Raw genomic sequence first — 21,709 nt, forward strand, 5'->3', positions numbered from 1 at the left:
ACCGGCCGGCGGTTATTTGTTCCCGTCGGTCGTTGGTTGCGAGGCTCCACGAGTCGTGAACCTTCTCGCCGGGTCTCCCAGGTTCCTGATTGATCTTTCGACGCCCGCCGTCCGCTCTCACTCCGGGGAACATCGGCCGCCGCACGCGCTTGTTACTTGGCGGCCGACACCGGGCTTCACCGTTTCTGGGCGGCTGGCCCTTCCCTTGTCGAATTAACGAAGCCGAAACCGGTTCACTTTCGTTACGGCTGACGTCTTCGCCTTTCCAGGCTCCAGCCGAGAGGTTGCCCTACTCGACTGCTGGATCGGCTACATGTCGAACGAGCAATTTCACATGGTCAGCTCCTTTCAGCTAACAAGATCAACCAAGCTTCCCTGGCGCACCAGAAGAACTGCCGGACAGAAAAAGACCGACCACGCCACGCGCAACTGAACGAAAACTCTCCTTGTGGTTTACGGCGCCGGTAGCTCGGCGAGATATGTGAAGCGAACTCGCACAGATGACCGGCAACGAATTACAACAAGATCGCTCGGCACGAATGTCGGACTTCGCGGTCGCGCGGCCGGCGATGATCGTCTGCTTGACGGTAAATGCACTGGTGCTGATGTACGTTGCTGTCGAGCGGCCTGAGTACCTTGCAGACTACCGGCTCAATCCAAACCCAGACGCCAGGCACTACGTGCTTCTCGGTGAGAACCTCCTGACAACCGGGCACTTCTCCCGCTGCAGTAGCCCGCCCTTCGTTCCAGATATTTTGCGGACTCCCGCCTATCCAGTCTTCGCTGGCGCCCTGAATATTCTCGGTGGCCCGCTGGCGATTTACCTGGTTCAAGCGCTGCTTGGCACAATTTCATGTCTGCTCGTCGTCAAGCTTGCCCGGCCTCAATTTGGCGATCGCGCCGCTCGCTGGGCAAGCATTCTTTTCGCGGGGGACCTGTTGCTTGCGATATCGAACTTCGAAGCGATGTCGGAACCTCTCTACCTGTTTCTTACACTCGCCGCGATCGTATGCCTGATTCCGGTCATCACAGCCGCTCGCAACAGTCCTCGATACCTCGGCCGCGTCGCATCGGGCGGGGCGCTGCTGGCCGCCGCCACGCTCACTCGCCCCGCAGGCTTTTACCTCCCGGTGGTCGTCGTTTGTTTGCTCGTCTTACGAGGTCTCTATACCCGAGCAGCCATGCGGGCAGTATTACAGTCAGCCGTGCTGGTTTTCGCGACCGGTATGCCCGTTGGAGCTTGGGTGGCGCGAAATGCCATAACATTCTCAGTGCCGCATCTGACCAATGCGGACGCCATCATGATCGTCTACTTTGCTGGCGCGGGCGCCTATCAGGTAGAACGTGGCCTGACGCTGGAGCAAGCGCAGGAGCAAATTGAAATGGAATACGCGTTACCGTCACCCCGAATGACGAATAATCACTGGATAAGCCCCCAGTCCGTGGCGGAAATGGATTCCGCGCTGCGGGCTGTGAAACGCGATATCTTAGCTAAATACCCTCGATCTTTGGTTATTTCGTCGCTTCTAGGGGCGATGAAGGCGACCGTATCACATAACCTGGCTTTTCTCGCGGCTGCCAGTGGATCGGAGTGGCACGCTCCGCGGATTGCGTCGCTCCTGCGGGGTGAGCTCGCTTCGTTTGATCGCCTTCGCGAGAACCCAGCGCCGCTCGCGGTGGCCTTCATTTGGCAGATGCTCTACCTGATTCCCGCAGTACCGCTTGCCGCGTTGGGCCTATTTATCGCGTTGCGCGACCCGTCTAACCGATGGACCGGCTTCGCGCTCGTAGGAATACTCGCGTACTTCTATCTCACGGTCGCCGTGGTAGGTGTGGAGGCATACTATCGCAGCCGCATCCCGCACATGCCTTACATCTACGCCTTTGCCGGATTGGCCCTGGCGAAGGCGCTTCCACGACCGCGCGATAACAGCAACCTAGACTCGACCGCCCGGCGTCGCCAAGTGATTACGTCATGCAGCATGGCGCCGCCAAGAGGAGAAAACTAAATGGCGACAGCTCTCGCACACGAACTCGATCAACAGCCGGCATCGGTTGGCCACGAGCAGGCGCACGCCAGCTCAACGCGCCTCCCCGGGCTCACCGTTGTTATTCCGGCTCTCAACGAAGAGGAGAGTATTGGCAATACCGTGCGGCGATGCCTGAACGCCGTCCCCCAAATCATGGACGAGGGACACGTTCGCCATGTTGAGGTAATCGTCGTCAGCGATGGGTCTACCGACCGCACGGTTGAGATTGCCCAAGAGCTGGCAGACAGCGAACCGCCGGTCTCGTTGATCATTTTTCCGCAGAACAAGGGATACGGCGCGGCCATCAAAGCCGGGTTTGAGCAAGGCACCGGCGAGCTCGTGGCGTTTCTCGATGCCGACGGCACCTGCGACCCCACTTACTTTGCCGAAATGTGCCGCGTGTTGCAAGAGGAGTCGGCCGCCGTGGTGCTCGGCTCGCGCATGGGCGAGCGCAGCCAGATGCCCCGCATTCGTCGAATCGGGAATCGAATCTACGCTTTCATGCTTGGCCTGCTGAGCGGCCGTGCGGTAGACGACACGGCGAGCGGAATGCGCGTCATTCGGCGAACGGCACTGCGACAGCTCTATCCACTACCCGATGGGCTGCACTTTACCCCCGCCATGAGCGCTCGCGCCCTGATGACCGGGCTGGACGTCGTGGAAATCCCCATGGACTATGCGGAACGGGTCGGCCGCAGCAAACTCAGTGTGCTGCGCGACGGCGTGCGGTTCTTTCGTTCGATCCTGGAGGCGCTGTTGCTCTACCGCCCCGGACGGTTTTTCTCGCTAGGAGCGATTGTTTGCCTGGTCATCGGCCTGGCTTGGATTCTTTACCCCATAGAGTTCTACCTGCGAAACCAGCGCCTCGAAGAATGGATGATTTACCGCGTCCTGTTGGCGTCGTTTCTGTTTACCTGTTCATTTGTGCTACAAACCGCGGGTAGCGTCGCCGACCGCCTGGTCTCTCTGCTGTGGAAATCAAGCGCGAAAACGTTTTGGAGCCATCTGTCCGATAAGATAATTTCAAGACGCTGCCTTTACGGACTTTCCGCTGTGGCCCTTGTCAGCGGCACCGTTCTCGTCGCACCTGGGGTGTGGGAGTATGTGACCACCGCGCATGTCACCACGCACTGGTCCCGGGTGGTGGCCTGCCTGTTCCTCTACCAGTTGGCGATCACCGGGGTGATCACCGCCGTCCAGCTCGACATTATCGCGCTCTGGAAAAGCCAGCTCGTCGCCCGCTCCAAATAAAGTCAGGGACGTAGGTCAGGCTTTCCAGCCTCACGTCAATCGGCAGCAAAACCCACGCAACGCATCGCGACAAAAACACCGTGAACGAGTTCGACGCATACGTTGAAACTTACGACTGCGCGTGCCAGCGCGGCCTGAGCCTTACCGGCGAGGACCGCGACTATTACGCGCGGCGGCGCGTCGCGATCACGCGCACGCTATGCTCGGATCCCGCTGGGGTCCGCCAGATCATCGACTTCGGATGCGGACTAGGGCATACCGCGCCTCTGCTGCTTTCGGCCTTCCCAAACGCCAGCGTTCTCGGAATCGACAACTCGCGTGAAACGATCGAACGTGCGTGCTTGGCTTACGGCAGCAAACGCGTCAGCTTCACATGCGATGACGGCGACTGGCCCGTAGCGGATGCCGACTTGATCTATTGCAACGGGGTGTTCCATCACATTCCCAAGGCCGATCGTCCGCCGGTCGTTGATCGGCTGCTGGCGAGTGTGCGGCCGGGCGGCGTGTTCGCCCTGTGGGAAAACAACCCCTGGAATCCCGGTACGCGGTTGGTGATGAGACGAATTCCATTCGACCGCGATGCGATCACGCTGTCTTACCGCGAAGCCTCCGCACTGGTGCGGGACGCGGGCTTTTGCGTCGACAAAGCCACGTTTCACTTTTATTTCCCTGCCCTATTGAACTTTCTTCGCTCGGCGGAGCCGTTGCTGTCCACAATTCCACTGGGCGGCCAATACTGCGTGCTCGCCCGTCGCCCAGTTTGCGCGCGCAGCGCGATGCATGAGCCGCTCGCGCTGGCGTGATGCTTACCGCATGAAGGGACTCATCTTCACCTATGTCATGTGCTACGGCGGCTCCGTTGTGGCGCTCTTCAAGCCATGGTATGGGCTGTTGGTCTACGTGTGCTTCGCCATTATCAAGCCGAACGCACTGTGGTATTGGGTGGTCCCGGAGGGGAACTTCAGCCGGATTGTGGCCATTGCGCTGCTTCTGGGCTGGTGCATGCGGGGCGCCTGGAACTGGAACTTCGGTCGTGCTGGACTGCTGGTTGCTGCGGTGTCTTTCGCCGTCCTTTGGGCCGCGCTTCTGGTTCCCACATCCTACGATACTTCAAAGGCGTGGGGCTTCGTCGACGGACATTTGAAGATCCTGCTGCCGATCATCGTCGCTATGACCACGATTCGGTCAGTGAACCAAGTCAAACAATTGGCCTGGGTAATCGCACTCAGCCAGGGCTATGTTGCGTTGGAACTGAACCTGAGCTATTTTGGCGGCTTCAACCGCATGCAGGAGCTTGGTTTCGGCAGCCTTGACAACAATGGGTGCGCGATCACCATGAACGCGTGCGTTGGGCTCTGCTTCTTTCTGGGTTTGCACGCCGAGAAACTTTGGCAAAAAGGGGTGGCCTTCGCCTCGGCGCTCTTCATTGCTCATGCCGTGATGCTCTCCTTTTCCCGCGGGGGACTGCTGGGCCTAATAGTAACCGGCCTGGTCAGCTTCTGGCTGATTCCCAAGCGGCCCGTCCATTATCTCGCGTTCGCGATTGCCGTTGCCATCGGCCTGCGTCTCGCCGGAGCGCAGGTGCTGGAACGCTTCGGCACCGCATTTGTCGACGAGCGTGAGCGGGACCGGTCTGCCAGCCTGCGCCTTTTGCACTGGGACGCCTGCACCAAGTCGATGCTCAAGAACCCTTGGGGTGTTGGTCCGTTTCAATGGCCGCACACGGCCATGGAATATGGATTGCCAGAAATGGAGGCACACAGTTTCTGGTTCCAGACCGGGGCCGAGCTGGGCGTGCCGGGTTTGTTGGCCTTCGTTCTTTTCTATCTCGGCTCGATATGGCGGCTCTGGCCACTGGCTCGGGGCAAATTGTCGGTGGCCGACCCGTGGCTGGTCAATCTGGCGCAAATGGTGATCGCGTCGCTGGTCGGGTTTTGCGTCTCCACGCAGTTCGTGAGCTCTCAGGGTGTGGAAACCCCCTTCTACGTCGCCCTGGTTGGTATGGGAACATTGAAACTCTACTCCCTTCAGTCGGCCGCTTTGCCGGTAAGGTGGCAACGAACGACAAGCTGGGCTCCTGCAACGAGGCCTGCATGAAACCCGCCATCCAAGTCGAAGGACTGTCGAAGAGCTACCGGATCTCGGGAGGGGACCGGGGCCAGTACCGCACGCTGCGCGAGTCGCTCACCGGCGCCGCGCTGGCTCCCTGGCACGGTTTCCGGCGGCTCGTCGGAAACGGGCCGCCGGCGCGCACCCAAAACGCGCAGACCGTGCGGGCGCTCGACGACGTCTCACTCGAGGTCCGGCCGGGCGAGGTGGTGGGGGTGATCGGCCGCAACGGGGCGGGCAAAAGCACGCTCTTGAAGATCATCAGCCGGGTCACGGAGCCGACGGCGGGCCGCGTCGCCTTGCGCGGCCGCTTGGCCAGCCTGCTTGAGGTCGGCACGGGCTTCCACGCCGAGCTTACGGGACGCGAGAACATCTACTTGAGCGGCGCGGTCCTCGGGATGTCGAAGCGCGACTTGGCGCGTCAGTTCGACGCCATCGTCGATTTCGCCGAGATCGGCGGCTATCTGGATACCCCGGTCAAGCGCTATTCCAGCGGCATGCTCGTGCGGCTGGCCTTCGCGGTCGCGGCACACCTGGAACCGGATATTCTGCTCTTGGACGAAGTGCTGGCCGTGGGCGACGCGGGCTTTCGCGCCAAGTGCATCCGCCGCATGAAGGAGCTGATTTCGTCGAACGTGGCCGTGCTCTTCGTCTCGCACCAGCGGAGCCAGATCGTCCAGGTCTGCCAGCGCTGCGTCGTACTGCACCAAGGGCGGCTGGTCTACTCGGGCAATCCGGAAGCGGCCTGGCAACAATACGTCGACACCCTGCAAGCGGCGCCGGCGACCGTCAACTTCGCGAGCGCCTGCCAGTCTGGCGGGCGGCTGCTTGGTCTGACGATCACCGACGCCGACGGGCGGGCGACGACAAGCGTCGCGGCGAACGAGCCGTTGTCGCTCACCGTCGCTTACCAACTCGACCGGCAAATCGATCGACTTGGCCTTGGAATCAACTTTCACCAGGGCAACGGCGACCTGCTTGCCGACTGGACCACGTTCGACTGCGGCGTTGAGATCCCTCGCCTCCCCGGCCGCCATTCTCTGCGGCTCGACCTTGAGGGCCTGCCGGTTTCGGGCGGTAGCTATCTCATCGGCGTGCGTCTCTATGACCTGCAAAGCGGCGATGCGCTTGACCGGCATTTCCAGAGATACCCACTCATGGTGAACGGGCCGGCCGATCAACATTTGATTTCGCTCCGCCAACGGTGGACGCATTCCACCACCGAAATAAAACGGCGGCCTGCACAAACTGATCTGTTGGAGATATAGGAATATGGCCGAAACCTTTCTCGCGAGAAACGACGCGATCGATCTGCAGGGCACCAATGCGTTAACTGGAAATAAGCCGCCCGCAGGCGGATGCTCATCGCTCAAGGCCACCGGTTCGGCCACAGCCGGGCCGGCGTTTAAACAGCGCGCGGCACGCTTGGCGACGCGACTAGCTAGTTCGTATCTACAGAATAGGTACTGTCGTCTTGGCAAGCGACTGTTGTGGGACCGCCTCTGTGTTCCTCACTTGTCGTGGCGCCAAGACGATCTTGTCTGCCGGACGCAATTCGGCGCACGAATGTCCTCGCGGCCTTGCGAGTTCATCGAAAGCCGGATTCTCTTCTTCGGCGCCTGGGAACCGCGAATTACATCCCTGTTTCAGGAAATAATCAAGCCGGGAGATGTGGTCCTCGACGTCGGCGCGAATGTCGGATATTTCACGCTGCTGGCGTCGGCTTGCGTCGGCCGGCAGGGTCGTGTATACGCCGTGGAACCGAGTGACTCAATCCGGCGCCGTTTACTTCATAACCTCGAGCTTAACGGGACAGACAACGTCACAGTCCTTCCCTGCGCCGCCTGGGACTGTTGCGGAGAAGCTACCTTTAGTCTCGCCACGCACAACGGTGGTGCGTCGTCGCTACGGCCACTGGAATCGCAATACGGTGCCGTTGAAGAGCATGTCAAACTCGCGCGGCTTGACGGGCTCATCCCGGCTGAGGATGCGTCACGCGTCCGCTTGATCAAACTCGACATTGAAGGCGCCGAGTTGCACGCGTTGCGTGGGCTGTCCCGGCTATTTGATGTCAACCGCGAGGTGGCGATCGTTTCCGAGGTAAACCCACAGATGCTCAGAGAGCTTGGTGAGTCAGCAAGCAACCTGTGTAATTCGCTGACAGATCTTGGTTTCTCCGCGTACGCCATCGAGAACGACTACTCCGTCGAAGCTTACCTCCGGCCACAAAGGGCTAAGCTGCCGCAACGGCTGGAGCGCGCTCCGACGGAAGCCGGTGAAGTGCTCTTCACGCGAGCAAGCATGCCTCCGCTCGGTTAATCGCTGTGAGTAGATACTGATATGGCTAGCGTCAAAGACTTGTTCGTGCGCACATTAAATCGTCCGTTGCGGCGATTTGGCGCCGAGATCGTTCCGGCGTGGCAGCGCCAGTGGTGGCGCTGTCCAAGCGCGTTTGAGCTCGGTGGACGGAACTTTTCGTACTTCTACCATTGTTATAACTGTGGCTGGCCACCGTATGCCACGGAACGCTGCGCCGAGTTGGGATTAGCCGACGCATGGTTGAACGAGTTACACGACACAAATGAGCTGGTGGAAGTTGGCGCGGTAACGCCCTACTATTGGCCCAGCCGCGTTAAGAATGTGGTCGACCCGTTTGACCCGCACAAACTTGTCACCTTGCGACTCTCGCTGTTCGACGTCGATTTCACGGGGAAAACCGTCCTCTCCATTTCGACGCTCGAGCACGTCGGCTTGGCTGAATACGGCGGTGAGAAGTCGCCTGGGCAGGCCGTGCGGGCGCTACGAAAGATTCTCGACGAGTCGCCCTGCTTCCTTTTGACCGTGCCCGTGGGTTACAACCCGGCTCTCGACGGGCTCTTTTTTGAAAACGCCAGCTCTGTTACCCGCGACGCACAATTGCGATTCCTCGTTCGTACGGCAGATGGGCAGTGGCGTGAGGAAATCATCACGAGCGATGCACGCCGCCCTTACGACGCGCCAGGAGTCAACCACGGAAGATCCGCCTCCGCGTTGGCGGTTTTGGAGCGCGGCGACCTGCTGAGATTGGGTCCTGTGGTTGGCGAAGCGGCGGGAGCGGTCTATGCCCGTTGACCGGCAACTTTCCGCGCGGCCGATCTTCATCGTGGGGGCTCCGCGGTCTGGCACCACGCTCATGCGGTCGATTCTCGACGCGCACCCTGAGATCTTTTGCCCGGCTTGGGAGACGGGATTGTTCGTGCATTTCGACGAGATGCTCAATGGCGACCTGCTGAAGGTGATGCGTGTGGAAGGCCCACACTTTCCTTTATCGCGGGCCGACGTGATCGACTGGGTTCGTCGCTCGGCGGAAGACATGATGGGATTGTTTGCCGCCAAGGCAGGCAAGCCGCGCTGGGCTGAGAAGACACCTGCACACGTCTACAACATGCGGCTCATTACCGAGGCGTTTCCCGAGTGTCAGTTTATTCACATGATTCGCGACGGCTACGAAGTCGTGCGGTCGCTGCAGAACATGCCCTGGGCGCCGCGGCAGATCCACTGGAGCACGAGCCGCTGGACGAGCAGCATTGCAGCGGGGCGCGAGTGCGGCGCGGAGTTGGGCGTCGCGCGATACGTTGAAGTGCGGTACGAAGACCTTACCAAGCGCGCCGAGCCGACCTTGCGGAAGGTCTGCGAATTTCTTGACGAGCCGTTCGCCGAGCAAATGCTGGCCTTCGATCGCGCCGAGAACAACTCCTGGGGAGCCACGCAAAAGCCGCTGCAAGACAAGCCCGTGAACAAGCACCGGGATCTGGGACCGATGGAACGGCTGGTGTTCCGCCTCAAAGGCGGCAGGCTGCAGCGCGAATTAGGGTACGGTCGGTGAAAGTCGGAATTTACCAGAGCTACTGGGGCGAGGTGGGCGGCGGCCAGCGCTATCTGGCCGCCGTGGCCGAAGTGCTCGCGCGCAGCCACGACGTGGAGATCGTGCATCACTGCGACGAGTTCGATCCGTTGGCGACGGGCCAGGCGATGGACGTCGATCTGGCGGCGATCGCCTTCCGCTATATCGAACCAGCGGAGCGGACAACACCGCAGAGTCGAAATCCGTGGATGCGGCTGCGCGAGGAGGCCGAGTGGTGCGCCGAGGTCAGCCAGCCCTACGACCTGTTCATCAACTGTGGCAATACCGTGCCGTTCTTCTGCCACGCCCCGCGGGGCGTCTTGATCACCTTCTTCCCGGAAACAAGCTGCGACCAGTTTCATGGGCGAGCGACGAAGGCCTGGCGCCGAAGGTCCCTGGCGCACAGGTTCGTCGCGCGGGCCTTTCACGGCGTTGAATGGCGTCGGCGGTTTGCGGGCTACCAGCAGGTGATGACCTGTTCGGAATACTCGCGGCGCTGGTTGGGGCAACTCTGGTCCGTCAAGGCCGACGTACTCTACCCGCCGCTGCGGCGGGGCTTATCGCCAAAAGAGAAAGAGCCGCTGATTCTTTCCGTCGCGCGGTTTGACGGCGGCCGGCACAAGCGGCAGGACCTGCTCGTCGAGGCGTTCAAACGGCTCTGCGACGCGGGCGTCGCCGGCTGGCGCCTGGAACTTGTCGGCTCCGTGGCAAGAAACGATGCGGCGCGAACGTTTGTCGACTCGCTGCGCCGCTCGGCCGAGAACTATCCCGTCGACATCCAAGCCGACCTGTCCGCCGACGAATTGCGGCTGAGGCTCGAGCGCGCGGCCATGTTCTGGCACGCGATGGGTTACGGCGTGGACCGCAAGCACGAACCCGGTCGCCTGGAGCATTTCGGCATGGTGGCGACCGAGGCCATGGCCACCGGCTGCGTGCCCCTGCTGTTCGACGGCGGCGGTTTGCCCGAAAGCGTGTGCGATGGTCGCCACGGATTCCTATGGCAGGACGCCTCCGAGCTCGTCGCAAAAACGCGACGGCTGATCGACGACGCCGAGTTGCGGTCTCGCCTGAGCGCGGCGTCGATCGGACGCGCCGCCGACTTTTCGCAAGAAAAATTCGAGGAGCGGTTGCGCGAGGTGTTGTCGCCGGTGTTGCGATTTCCGCGGGTCCGACGCGCCGCGGAGCGCTTGGCGAATGCGACGGCCTGACAAGTTGCTGATCGTGGCCCATTCGCCTTTGCGGGGCGGGGCCGAATACTGTCTTGATACGACGTTGCGCAATCTCGACCGGAACAACTTCGACGCCACGGTGGTTTTTCCGTTCGAGGGGCCGATGAGCCACGCGGCACGCGAATACGGTTACGACGTGCGTGCGACGCCGCTTTGCCATTGGCTGTACTTCGACAAAGACGCATGGTACTGGAAGAATTTGTTAGGGCGATCTTGGGCCAACGTGCTCCGGTTGCGGCGATTGATTCGCGAAGTCCGGGCTGACGTGGTCTACACCAATACGAGTGCGATCTTCGAAGCGGCGGTGGCGGCCAGGTTGGCCGGCGTGCCGCACGTCTGGCACGTCCACGAGGTGCTGGCCGAGGGCAACCGCATGCAACAGCTTTTGCCGCTGCCGGTGATGAAGCGATTGATTTACCGACTATCGGACCGGATCGTGTTTGAATCGCACTCGGCGCGCCGCGTGTTCGAAACTTCGACGCCCGCCGATAAATCGGTGGTGGTTTACAATAGCCTTCGGCTGACGGACGAGATTGCAAATTGCAAATTGCAAATTGCAAATTGCAAATCGGACGAGAATGCTGCCGCGAATCCAAAATCCAAAATCCAAAATCCAAAATCCGACTGCCCTCACCTAGCCTCTCCCGAGGGGAGAGGGATTTTTGGCCTGGAGGCTGATGATCGCGTGATTGGTTTTGTGGGGCAGTTCATCGACCGCAAGAACCCGCTGCTGCTGCTCCGCGCGTTGGCGAAAGTGCGGGAAGTGCCGCGGCTTAAGTGCCTGTTTGCCGGAGAAGGACCGTTGGAAGGCGCGATGCGGGCAGCGATCGGCCGGTTGTGCCTGGGTGATATTTGCCGGATTGTCGGCTTTCAATCCGATGTGGCGCCGGTGATGCGAGCGATTGACATCTTGGTGCTCTCGTCGCGGCAGGAATCGTTCGGACTGGTGTTGGTTGAGGCGGCCAGCCAGGGCAAGCCGGCCATCGCCTGCCAGTGCCAAGGCCCTGGGGAGATCATTGTCGATGGGGAGACGGGCTTACTCGTGCCGCAGGACGACGAGAACGCGATGGCGCGCGCGATCGAACGGATGTTCGCGGATGACGGCGTGCGGCGGCGGATGGGCGACGCGGGCAGGCGGCGGGCGTACGAGGAGTTTTGCCCGGTGAAAAACACGCGGAAGCTGGAGCAGGTGTTTATCGAGGTAATTGAAGCGTCGCGGCGAGGCCGGCGTGAGCGCCGTAGCCCTCTCGCTCCGCGCGAGGAAAGCCTTCGTAGCCCGCTTGCTCCGCAAGCGGAAAGCCTTCGTAGCCCGCTTGCTCCGCAAGCGGATGGCGCGGGAGGATGGGCTTCCCAGCCCGTCTCGTCAGAACGTATCTCCGCTTCGACGAGGGATAGTAGCCACTGATTTTCACGGATGAAACACGGATAACGACAAATCCGTGTTTGATCGGTGTTCCATCCGTGGCCTGTGGAATGAATACCAAGAAACTTGTCAGCGTGGTCATGCCCGTGTTCAACGGCCAGGCGTTTCTGGCCCAGGCCGTCGAGAGCGTGCTGGCACAGACCTACCAACCGATCGAATTGATCGCGGTCGACGATGGCTCGACCGACGCCTCGGCCGACATCTTGGCAGGTTTTGGATCACGGATTCGCGTTATTCGCCAGCCGAACGCTGGCGTGTCGGCGGCGCGGAACGCGGGCATCGAGCAGGCGCGAGGCGAGCTGATCGCCTTTCTCGATCAGGACGACTGGTGGCAGCCGGAGAAAGTGGCGCGGCAGGTGGAGCTGTTTCAGACCGACGATCGGATCGGCCTGGTCCATACGGCGGTTGCCTGCTACGACGAGGCGCTCCAGCGCGAAGTAGGTCCGCAAGATCCGACTGCCCGCCCCGAAGACATGGTTGGCGACTGCCATGAATCGCTGCTGTTGGGCAATCCATTGGTGAACTCGAGCGCCATCGTCCGGCGATCGGCCCTCGACGGCGTGGGCGGACTGGACTTACAGATTCGTGGCAACACGGTGCAAGACTACGACCTTTGGCTGAGGATGGCGAGGCGTTACCGCTTCGCGTATCTGCCCGACCGGCTGACCGTTTTTCGGCTGCACGGCAAGCAGGGGCACCGCGACCGGCGGGCGATGCTCGGCGACGAGCTGGCCCTCCTCTTGCGAGAGCGGCGCGAAAACGAGTGGCGAGTGTCGAGTGCTGGCCGTCGGCGGTTGGCGGACCTGCACGATTCGCTGGCGACAGCTCATTTCGAGGCGGGAGACGCTTCGGAAGCACGGCGGCACTTCCGCACCGCGATGCGGATTGAACCGTCGCGCCGGCGCGTGGGTCGCTTCGGAGCGAGCTGCCTGCCGTATGCGGCGGTGTCGCGGATGCGAAGAGCGTGGCACTGGATGAAGGCAACCCCAAGTCCCCAATTCCAAGCCGCGACAGTTTCCACCCGCCCTCACCCTAGCCCTCTCCCGGAGGGAGAGGGGATCGCAGAACGGCACGGAGTCCGATCCCTACAGACGTGATTCCATCGTCGCTGAACCCTGAACCCCGAACCCTGAACCCTCTTTTGAAATTGTCTCTCAAACGTCTGGCCGACCTGATCGCCACCGCGCTGGTCTTGCCGGCCTGGCTGGCTTACCAAGTCGGCGCTTTGGCCATCGGCAAACAACAGGCATTTGCCGGTTGGTCGCAGGCGATGAGTTTGTTGCCTGGACTAAGCGGCGTCTATTTGCGAAGGGCATTTTACAAACTGACGCTGCCGCAGTGCGGCGACGGGGCCTGCGTCACCTTTGGCACGGTCATCTCACATCCGACTGCGCGCATCGGCTGCAATGTTTATGTCGGCGCCTTTTGCGTGTTGGGCGACGTAACCTTGGAAGACGACGTGCTGTTAGGCTCGCACGTCTCGATCATCAACGGCGGTGGGCAGCATGGCATCGACCGGCTCGGTATTCCGGTTCGCGAGCAACGGGGCAGCTTTCCGCGAGTGACAATCGGCCAAGACACGTGGATTGGCGACCGGGCCCTAGTGATGGCCGACGTCGGGGAACATTGCGTCGTGGCCGCCGGCGCCGTGGTGACGAAGCCGGTGGCCGATTACGCCATCGTCGCTGGCGTGCCGGCCAGGCCGATATCGAGCCGCGCGCGGGGCGAACTCGGCGACCCCGAGGCCAACCGGGCGGCCCAGCCGACGACTTCACGCGTTGCAGAGGAAGTAGCTTGAGCGACCTCTCAAGTGAACCGGGTCCGCTACAGATACTGAACACCATTGATGACGACACCGAGTGTGTCGGCACTCGTATCAAGCGTAAGGCTGAAGGAGTACGTCGCACTGGTGTTGATGGCTAGAGTCTTCAACACCGCGCCGTTTTTTTCGATATACAGCCCGTTCCCAGCAACGCCCACGTACCAGGTCACCCCGGCGTCGATAATCGTGATGCATGCTTGCGTGGCGCCCTGTGACGACGTGCCTGTGACCTCAAGCGTCGAGCCCGAAGTCGACTGGGTAAGCGTGAAAGCCGACGTTACGCCGCCAACGACCTGGGAACTGCCGACGCTGTTTTGCGGAGCGGGCGGACCGACCGGCGCGTCGTATCCGACGAGCCAGGAATGAGGCATGCCATCGACGATTCGCGTCAGCAGGTTCCAACCAGGCTGGAGCGTGATCGGCGTTGCCTCCGTAACCACTCCTTCCGGCGTGTAGTACGACACCGTGTAGGTTGGCGACGAGACCTTGACTTGGCTTTTGTAGGGGTTTAATCCGTACCAGAACGGCGCCGCTTGCGACTGTGAGCTGCCGATCTCACCCTCCATCGCCAGCCCGTACTGTCGCATCAACTGGGTGTTCGTCAAACCGATCAGGGCGTCGGGAATATTGGCATCGGACGTGGGAAACGGCACATCGTTCCCGCCTTGGTTAGCAAAGTACGCTTCTACCCCGTTGATGTAGACCTGCTGCGGCACAAAATCCGTGTTCGGGTCGGTGCTCTCATAGGTGCGTTGCGAATCCCATTGGTATTGCAACCGAGCGTCAGGACCAAAAGCTACACCGGAATAAGACAGACTCCGGTTGGATGACGTGGTTGACGACTGTTGGGTGATCTCAAATCCCGTGAGATCATCCCAGTAGCCGCCGCTAACGGTATTGTCGATCCCGGCGGCCGGTGAATTAGCGCCTAATGCAAACCCAACGACCTGATCGTTGAATGCATTAACGCTCCCGGCATAGCTGCTGATGTTTACGCCGACTGACTTGGAGATGAATCCTGGTACAGCAGCCAACGATGAGTTTCGGATGGCTATACTCCCGGCCCACTGGCCAACGTTGACTCCTACCGTGACGTCCCAGGCTGTGAAGTCGTTGATGACCGACTGGGTTCCAGGTGCAAGCGGCATCGTGATTGGCAAATGCAGAAACAATTCAACGCCGTCAGTCGATTCAGCGGCGATGTTGCCTGAAAAACCTGCCAAGGGAACGCTTTCCGTGTTTTGGCCGTTCCAGGCGGTAATTTGCCCTAAACTTCCGGCATAGTCGAGGCCCTGGTTGAGAAACTGAAAACCAGTCGTATCGTCCAAGGCGATGTTATTGATCAGTGAGACGCTTGGCGATTGCATCCAGAAGCCACTGCCCGTGAAGCCAAAGTCGTTGATGTTGTTCCGAGATGTGTTTACGAAGTAGTCAGTCCCATTGGCCACGCCTGTCGTTCGCACGGCTAAATTGGCGTTGAACGTGCCAATCTCGTTGCCGGCCTCGGTCACGAAGCCGGCGCCGTTGTTGTCAAACGCTACATTGTCTTCCATGTCTACGTTCGACGAGTGGTTGTCGTAGCCCCAGCCGGGGCTGCCCATTTCGAAGTTGCCGCTGACGAGAATCGGTGGATCGTTCTCGGACATGGTGGGCCAGTAGTCTCGATGGAAGTGTACGGCATAACGACCGACCACGTTTTTGGTGCCGTCGGGATTGGTCGCTCCCAAGGGCAATGATTTGTTCGTGCGGCCAAGGTTACAGAAGTCGGCGTTTTCAACGACCTCCTGGTCGGTGTGCATGAACATCACATGACCAAAGCGTTCGTAATCGGTGGTGTTCTGGCTCTGGAAAATCACGTTCCGCGCCTCGTCGGCTACGTACACGTTCTGGCCAGGGACAGTGGAGTGCGTAAACTGCAAGGGGCTGGCCAGCGTGACCGTGTCGCCGTTGATGGCTTGAATCTTGATCTGCTCGTCTTGGTTGGCGGTGGGCGACGTGCCCGGAAGGAGCAGCGTATCGCCGGCTTTCCACCCCGTCGGAACCGAGCCCAGCGTGATGGACGTGCTGCCGACGTTCGTGTTGTACGCTGTATCGTAGGGTGTGACGGTGGCTCCGACGATCGAGACCGTATTCATGGAGATCAGGCCGCGGGCCAACTGTTCCGGGTCGTTTGGCCAGGCTTGCGTCAACGTTCCCGTATCGGCAAAGGTCAGCTTGGCCGTCACGCCGGGTTGAATGGGGTTGGCGAGCGTGCCGATATCGAGCTCGCCGCGGGGAATACCGTTGGCGTCTTCCGTTCCAACCACGATGGTGTCGACCAAGAGACTGGTGTTGACGTTGGTGGCGAATTGCAGCAGTCCGTTATCGAGGACCGATCGCAGCGCGCCGGGCTCTTGGCCGTCGACGGTGACGGCGATGCCATTGGGAATCCAGACGTTGTCGCCGTTGCCGGGCACTCGGCCGCCCCAAGTCGCCGGGTCGCTCCAGTTGCCGGATTTCACGGCGGTGTCGGAGATGGCGCTTTGTGGAATCAAATTGCCGAGATAGGCACACTCGGCGGCGTACGTCGGATTGGCATTGCAGACCACCGTGGGCGTGCAACGCAGTTCCAATTGCTCGAGACGCAATTCTTTTTTGGGGAACCGTTTTTTGGGGAACCGTTTTTTGGGGAACATGGGCAGACCTCAAAACTTCCTGTTGGCCCCGATGTGACCAGGCTGGCTTCTGTTTGTTGCGAGAGGCGACGAGCGCCGCCATCGAAACTCTAACATAATTCCGCAGCGTGGGACGGCGGCGAGTCGCTTCGCAAAAGATATGCCGTGCAGCGATGTTTTTCGCTCGCAACCGTCAGTTAAAGCGTTGTCTAATGGGTTGCTCTTTTTGGACCCCATCCGCCTTGTGCGGATGGTGAACGAGATGGTGAGCTAGAAAAAGTCCGGCCAAAAAACGCATGTCAAGGCCCCATCCAGCTTGCCTGGATGGTGAATAAGATTCCTTCAGCTACCACGATAGCCGCTAATCTCCTTCACCATCCGCACGAGGCGGATGGGGTCGCGATTTGCCGCGTTTTCTCGCCTAGCCCACCATCTCCTTCACCATCCAGGCAAGCTGGATGGGGTCGAATGCACACCAACCCGAAGCGCCAGCGAGGTAAGTGCCCTGCGCGTCCTCGCTTGCGCTTCGGGTTAGTGCGGGGCCATGATAATCCGGGCTGAGGCTGGGGAACCGCAAGCACAAGCATTCATGAGTCTTCGCATCACGAGCGTTTACATCTGGGTGGCGGTCTTGCTGGCCTGCGCGGAGTTGGCGCTGCAGTACCGCGCCCATCAGCGCGGTTGGGACGCGCCGCTGTTCCGCACGGCGGCCGCTTCGGCCGCCACCGCGCGGGAAAAACCGGCCCAGGAAAATCCCGCCCAGGAAAAACCGGTCCGGTATGGTCCGACGGCAGACTTCCCCTTCCGCAGTCAAATCGTCGCTCGAGAGCGCAGCGCGGATACACTGCGGCTATGGGTGGCGTCGGCCTCGCATGCCGAAGATATTTACCTGGGCGTCGAAGAGACATTTCCCGCTCAGACTGGTCGGTTGTTGAACACAATCGCCGCGGGAGGCCACTGGCAAGTGCTCAACGCCAGCCGGGCGGGCAACGTTATCGCCACCAACAAGGCCGACTTGTCGAAGCTCGCTCGCGAGTGGCGGCCCAACGTCGTGCTGCTCTATCAGATGTCGATGGAAATCGTGGCTTTGTCACGGGAGCATCTCGGTGCCAACCGGCCGACGCGAAAAGCGCACGCCGACACGGGCCCGGTTGAACCGAGGCACGAAAGCGCGCTGGAAAGAGCGGCCGCCGAGACGACAACGTATTCCACGCTGAAAGCAAATATCACGCCATGGATCGCCAGCCAACGGGTACACGCGGAAGATATCGGCCAGGCCGCCGAGCAGGATTTCGACCGGCGCGTGCGCGACTTCGTGAAGGCGGTGCGGGACGTGGGGGCGTCGCCCGTGCTCTGCACGTTCGGCACCAGCCACAGTCAAGACGACGCCGGGCGCTTGCCGTGGCCGGTGCGGCAGTTCATGTTGCGCTACAACCGCTATCTTTCGCCGGCGGGCTGGACGCGCGCGATCGCGCGGTTCAACGCCGCCCTTCGCCAGATTGCCGAGGAAGAAGGCGTGCCGCTGGTCGATTGCGAACGGGCGATGACGGGGCAGGCGCGATACTTTCGAGACTTTGTTCACTTCACGCCAGAAGGGCATCGGCGAGTCGCGGAACTGTTGAGCGAGAAGATATTGGAGCTGTCAGCCGATTCGAGAATCCCTCACCCTGGCCCGTATGGTAGCCCTCTCGCTCCGCGAGAGGAAAACCCGGAGGCAGAGGGGCCGGGGGTCAGTGGTCGGTGGTCGGTGGCGAGCGGTCAGTTGCTCGAGGGCCACGTCCAGAATCCAAAATCCAAAATCGAAAATCCAAAATCCCGTGACGGCCTGGGAAGGCCATCCTCCGGCGCGGGAGGGCACGAATGAACTTCAATTCGGCGGAGTTCATGGTGTTTCTCACGGTGGTGCTGGCGGCCTACGCCGCGGTCTTCCGCAGCGCCCGGCTGCGCGACGTGGTGCTGCTGTGCGCCAGCTACTTCTTCTACATGTCGTGGAACTGGAAGTACGCCGGGCTGATCGCGGCCTCGACGGTGGTCGATTACTGGATCAGCCTGCGGCTGCACGCCGAACAGCGGCCGCGCCTGCGGAAGGGGCTGTTGACGGTCAGCGTGTGCATGAACCTGGGCATCCTGGCCGTCTTCAAATACTACAATTTCTTCATCGACCTGGCGGGCGGGGCCACGGAGTTGTTCGGCACCGACATAAGTTGGCTGCGGCACAAGTTTCTGCTGCCGATCGGCATTTCGTTTTACACGTTCGAGACGCTCACCTACACGGTCGACGTTTATAAACGGGTGATCGCCCCCGAACGCAATTTGATGAAGTTCGCGCTCTACCTGACGTTCTTTCCGCACCTCGTGGCCGGGCCGATCGTGCGAGCGGCCGATTTTTTGCCGCAGTTGCATCGCACGCCGCCCGTCTCCGTCGATCGCTTCCAAAGCGGTATGTTTCTCGCCTTCCAGGGCTTGTTCAAGAAGGTGATTCTGGCCGACCTGCTGGCGGGGCTTGCGGTCGACGCAGTTTTTGCCGACCCGTTGCGGTTTTCGTCGTTCGATCTGCTGATGGCGCTCTATGGCTACGCGTTCCAGATCTACAACGACTTTTCGGGCTACACCGACATCGCCCGCGGCGTCTCGAAAATGTTCGGCTTCGAGCTGCCGGAGAATTTCAATCGCCCCTACTTGGCGGAGAACGTGCGCGACTTCTGGGGCCGGTGGCACATCTCGTTGTCGACGTGGCTGCGCGACTACTTGTACATCCCGCTGGGCGGCAGCCGTGGTACGGCGGCGCGCGTGCGGGCCAACTTGATGATCACGATGCTGTTGGGCGGCCTGTGGCACGGGGCGGCGCTCAACTTTCTGTTCTGGGGCGGTTATCACGGCGCGCTGCTCTGCCTGGCACACGCGATGCCGAAACGGGCCGCCGCGGCGACTCCGGCGGGCCGACTGGCGAACCGGTTCGTCTGCTTTCACTTGATCGTGGCGGGCTGGCTCTTGTTCCGGATCGGCACTTGGGCAGGGTTGGTCGACTACGTGCAAGGGTTGGCGTCGTTTTCGGGCGGCAGCGCGCTGAGTCCGCTGTTCTATACCGTGCTGATGCTCTCCGCAGTGTGTCATCTCGCGCCGCAGGTTTGGTCGCCGGCGTTCACGGGTTGGTGGGTGCGGCGTCCGGCGTTCGTGCAGGCGGTCGCCTATGCGGGGCTGATTCTTGTTTTTTGCGGCAGCAGTCTGGGTACGCCGTCGTTCATCTACTTTCAGTTCTAGTTCCAGCCAGAGACGCAACAACCGAGCGCGAATAAAATGGGAATGCTTTCACAGACGGAACTGGATCCGCGACTTCGCGAACGCATTGATTCCGAACGCCGATACCATGACGAGCATTACCGGAGCACGTCGGAGGCGGTCGAGATTTCGTTCGACCTGGCGACCGATCGGCGGCGGCGGCCACATAACCTTAGTTGGGCCCATTATGACACGCTGCTTGACTATTTCGCCCACAACCTTGCAGGGAAGCGAATCTTGGAGGTTGGCTGCGGTACGGGGAACGTCGCTCTCAACTTGGCGAAGCAGGGCGCGCTCGTTGACGCCTGCGACGTCAGCGAGGAGGCGATCGCCATCTGCCGGCGCCGCGCGGAGCACCATCGACTAGAAGGCGTCAACTTTCGTGCGGTGTCGATGGAAGACATGGAGCTTCAAGAAGAGGGTTACGACGCCGTAGTGGGGACGATGGTCCTTCATCACATCGACATTCCCAGCGCCGCGGACAAGATTTTTAGGCTGTTGAAGCCGCGCGGCCTAGGCGTGTTTGCCGAGTGGAAAGAATACCCGGGCCTCGACCGGGTTCGGCGGGCGGCGGTTTTGCGCGCCCTGTTTCCACCCGGAGGAGTAGAGGGCTATGCGACCGAGCACGAGCGCAAGTTGTCGCCGAGTGATTTCAAAGCGATCCAGGCCCGCTTCCCCGACGTGGCGCTCGAGTATCGTTATTGCCTGTGCGGCAAGGTGCAATACTTTTCGCCCAAGTGGGCCGCCAAGCTGGAGCCTCTCGACTACCGTCTGCTGTGCATGCTGCCGGCGTTGCGCTGGTTTACCGACGGTGTTGTGATAAAGTTTACCAAGCCCCGACCGTCGAGCAGTCCGCGTCATGTAGCGGAATTCGTGAGAATTCCCGCTGAAGGGCGAAATGGCAGCCAGACTTCTCACGAAGTCGGCGACCGACCGTCGACGGCTCGTCGTTCGGACCGGCATGTCAAAGAAACACCAAACAGGCGTTTCGTCTTGCTCGCGGGCACGGCGCGGTCGGGCACGACGTGGCTAGGCAATATCCTGAACTCGTCGCCGCGGAGCGTGTATAGCCACGAGCCGCTGATGCGCTATGCCGATGGTGATCTGCAGCCACTCTTAACCCAAATCAAAACAACGGGCAGGATTTCGCACGACGAACGCGAAGTGGTGCTCGACCATTGGAGCCGGGCCTATTTCGCCGTGCGGCGGCCGCCGTTCTTCAAAAAGGAGTATTCCGCCTGGCCGGCCCAGGCGCCGTGGGCGGCCTGGCTGACCGTTCGCGGCGTTGGCCGCGGCTACCGCGCGTTTCAATATCTGTTTTCGCCGGCCGATCATGTCCGATACGATCTGGTGGTCAAGCAAGGCGGACTGTCGGTACACGGACCGAACTTCGTGCGGGCACTCGTGCCCGACGCGCTGGTCGTCATCCTGCGGCATCCCTGCGAGGTGATCGCCTCGGTGCGGCGGGGCCAGCGGCTCGGGCTGATGCGAAACCACAACCGCGAGCGCTGGTTCGACGACCATCTCGCCCTGGCGGAAGAGTTCGGCTATGGCCGCCGCGAAGTCGAGGCGATGTCCGACGCGGAGTTCGAGGCGCTCGATTGGCTGATCGAGAATTCGATTTACCAGAGGCTTGTCGACGACCATCCCAACGCGCAGCTCGTCGTGTACCGCGATCTATTCCGCGATCCAAAGGGTGTGACCGAAACGCTGTTCGAGGCGCTCGGCTGGGAGGTGACGAAGCAGACGCGGCGGTTCCTGCGCGACACCACCACCAGGCAGACCAGCCGGCTGACGTCGCTGGTGACGGCCAGCCACTCGTACTTTTCGGTCTATCGGCCGGGCAAAGAGAGCATCGATGCCTGGAGGCACGAGCTGAGCCGGCGCGAGCAAGAAGAGATCCTGGAGGTGGCGCGGCCGCTGCTGGAGCGGTATTGGCCGGTTGAGGAGTAGTGGTTAGTGGGTAGTGGTTAGTGGGTAGTGGTTAGTGGGGAGTGGGGAGTGGGGAGTGGGGAGTGGGGAGTGGGGA

At 61.0% G+C, this 21,709-nt stretch carries 16 protein-coding genes; 15 read left to right on the top strand and 1 reads right to left on the bottom strand.

Annotated features, from left to right (window positions below; all coding sequences use genetic code 11):
- Positions 1-500: 500 nt before the first annotated feature.
- The 12 genes from VNH11_03955 to VNH11_04010 all read left to right on the top strand — a co-directional run bounded on the left by VNH11_03955 (position 501) and on the right by VNH11_04010 (position 13,723).
- On the top strand, positions 501-2,009 hold the full coding sequence (locus tag VNH11_03955; GenBank protein HVA45518.1) for a glycosyltransferase family 39 protein: 1,509 nt from the start codon (positions 501-503) through the stop codon (positions 2,007-2,009).
- Positions 2,010-3,281, top strand: a complete 1,272-nt coding sequence (locus VNH11_03960; GenBank protein HVA45519.1) for a glycosyltransferase family 2 protein — start codon at positions 2,010-2,012, stop codon at positions 3,279-3,281. It begins immediately after the preceding gene.
- A gap of 80 nt (positions 3,282-3,361) precedes the next feature.
- A complete protein-coding gene (locus VNH11_03965) occupies positions 3,362-4,084 on the top strand; it encodes a class I SAM-dependent methyltransferase (GenBank protein HVA45520.1) in 723 nt (240 codons plus the stop codon).
- Positions 4,062-5,378 (top strand): O-antigen ligase family protein, encoded by a 1,317-nt coding sequence (locus VNH11_03970; protein ID HVA45521.1) that lies wholly within the window; start codon positions 4,062-4,064, stop codon positions 5,376-5,378. The genes VNH11_03965 and VNH11_03970 overlap by 23 nt, the downstream gene beginning before the upstream one ends.
- Positions 5,375-6,658, top strand: a complete 1,284-nt coding sequence (locus tag VNH11_03975; GenBank protein HVA45522.1) for an ABC transporter ATP-binding protein — start codon at positions 5,375-5,377, stop codon at positions 6,656-6,658. Before VNH11_03970 ends, VNH11_03975 begins: the two co-directional genes overlap by 4 nt.
- 4 nt (positions 6,659-6,662) lie before the next feature.
- A complete protein-coding gene (locus tag VNH11_03980) occupies positions 6,663-7,709 on the top strand; it encodes an FkbM family methyltransferase (protein HVA45523.1) in 1,047 nt (348 codons plus the stop codon).
- Positions 7,710-7,748: 39 nt separating this feature from the next.
- Positions 7,749-8,501 (top strand): hypothetical protein, encoded by a 753-nt coding sequence (locus tag VNH11_03985; GenBank protein ID HVA45524.1) that lies wholly within the window; start codon positions 7,749-7,751, stop codon positions 8,499-8,501.
- The gene (locus VNH11_03990; GenBank protein HVA45525.1) at positions 8,491-9,255 is read left to right on the top strand and encodes a sulfotransferase; all 765 of its coding nucleotides are present in this window, start codon (positions 8,491-8,493) and stop codon (positions 9,253-9,255) included. Before VNH11_03985 ends, VNH11_03990 begins: the two co-directional genes overlap by 11 nt.
- Positions 9,252-10,481, top strand: a complete 1,230-nt coding sequence (locus VNH11_03995) for a glycosyltransferase family 4 protein (protein HVA45526.1) — start codon at positions 9,252-9,254, stop codon at positions 10,479-10,481. Before VNH11_03990 ends, VNH11_03995 begins: the two co-directional genes overlap by 4 nt.
- The gene (locus tag VNH11_04000) at positions 10,468-11,907 is read left to right on the top strand and encodes a glycosyltransferase family 4 protein (GenBank protein HVA45527.1); all 1,440 of its coding nucleotides are present in this window, start codon (positions 10,468-10,470) and stop codon (positions 11,905-11,907) included. Before VNH11_03995 ends, VNH11_04000 begins: the two co-directional genes overlap by 14 nt.
- Before the next feature lie 68 nt (positions 11,908-11,975).
- Positions 11,976-13,022, top strand: coding sequence for a glycosyltransferase (locus VNH11_04005; GenBank protein HVA45528.1), 1,047 nt, complete (start codon positions 11,976-11,978; stop codon positions 13,020-13,022).
- 44 nt (positions 13,023-13,066) lie between these two features.
- Positions 13,067-13,723: an acyltransferase gene (locus VNH11_04010; protein ID HVA45529.1), complete on the top strand. Its 657-nt coding sequence runs from the start codon at positions 13,067-13,069 to the stop codon at positions 13,721-13,723.
- A gap of 26 nt (positions 13,724-13,749) precedes the next feature.
- Here the strand turns inward: VNH11_04010 and VNH11_04015 are convergent, their stop codons facing one another.
- Positions 13,750-16,422: a G8 domain-containing protein gene (locus VNH11_04015; protein HVA45530.1), complete on the bottom strand. Its 2,673-nt coding sequence runs from the start codon at positions 16,420-16,422 to the stop codon at positions 13,750-13,752.
- A 568-nt stretch (positions 16,423-16,990) separates the two neighbouring features.
- Between VNH11_04015 and VNH11_04020 the strand changes: the two genes are divergently transcribed.
- Genes VNH11_04020 through VNH11_04030 form a run of 3 tightly spaced genes read left to right on the top strand, consistent with a single transcriptional unit; the run spans position 16,991 to position 21,633 of the window.
- Complete coding sequence (locus tag VNH11_04020) at positions 16,991-18,265, top strand: SGNH/GDSL hydrolase family protein (GenBank protein HVA45531.1); 1,275 nt, start codon at positions 16,991-16,993, stop codon at positions 18,263-18,265.
- The gene (locus VNH11_04025; GenBank protein ID HVA45532.1) at positions 18,262-19,662 is read left to right on the top strand and encodes an MBOAT family protein; all 1,401 of its coding nucleotides are present in this window, start codon (positions 18,262-18,264) and stop codon (positions 19,660-19,662) included. Before VNH11_04020 ends, VNH11_04025 begins: the two co-directional genes overlap by 4 nt.
- 42 nt (positions 19,663-19,704) lie before the next feature.
- Positions 19,705-21,633, top strand: a complete 1,929-nt coding sequence (locus tag VNH11_04030; protein HVA45533.1) for a class I SAM-dependent methyltransferase — start codon at positions 19,705-19,707, stop codon at positions 21,631-21,633.
- The last annotated feature ends 76 nt before the right edge of the window (positions 21,634-21,709 follow it).

The organism is Pirellulales bacterium (assembly GCA_035533075.1).
Lineage (GTDB): Bacteria > Planctomycetota > Planctomycetia > Pirellulales > JAICIG01 > DASSFG01.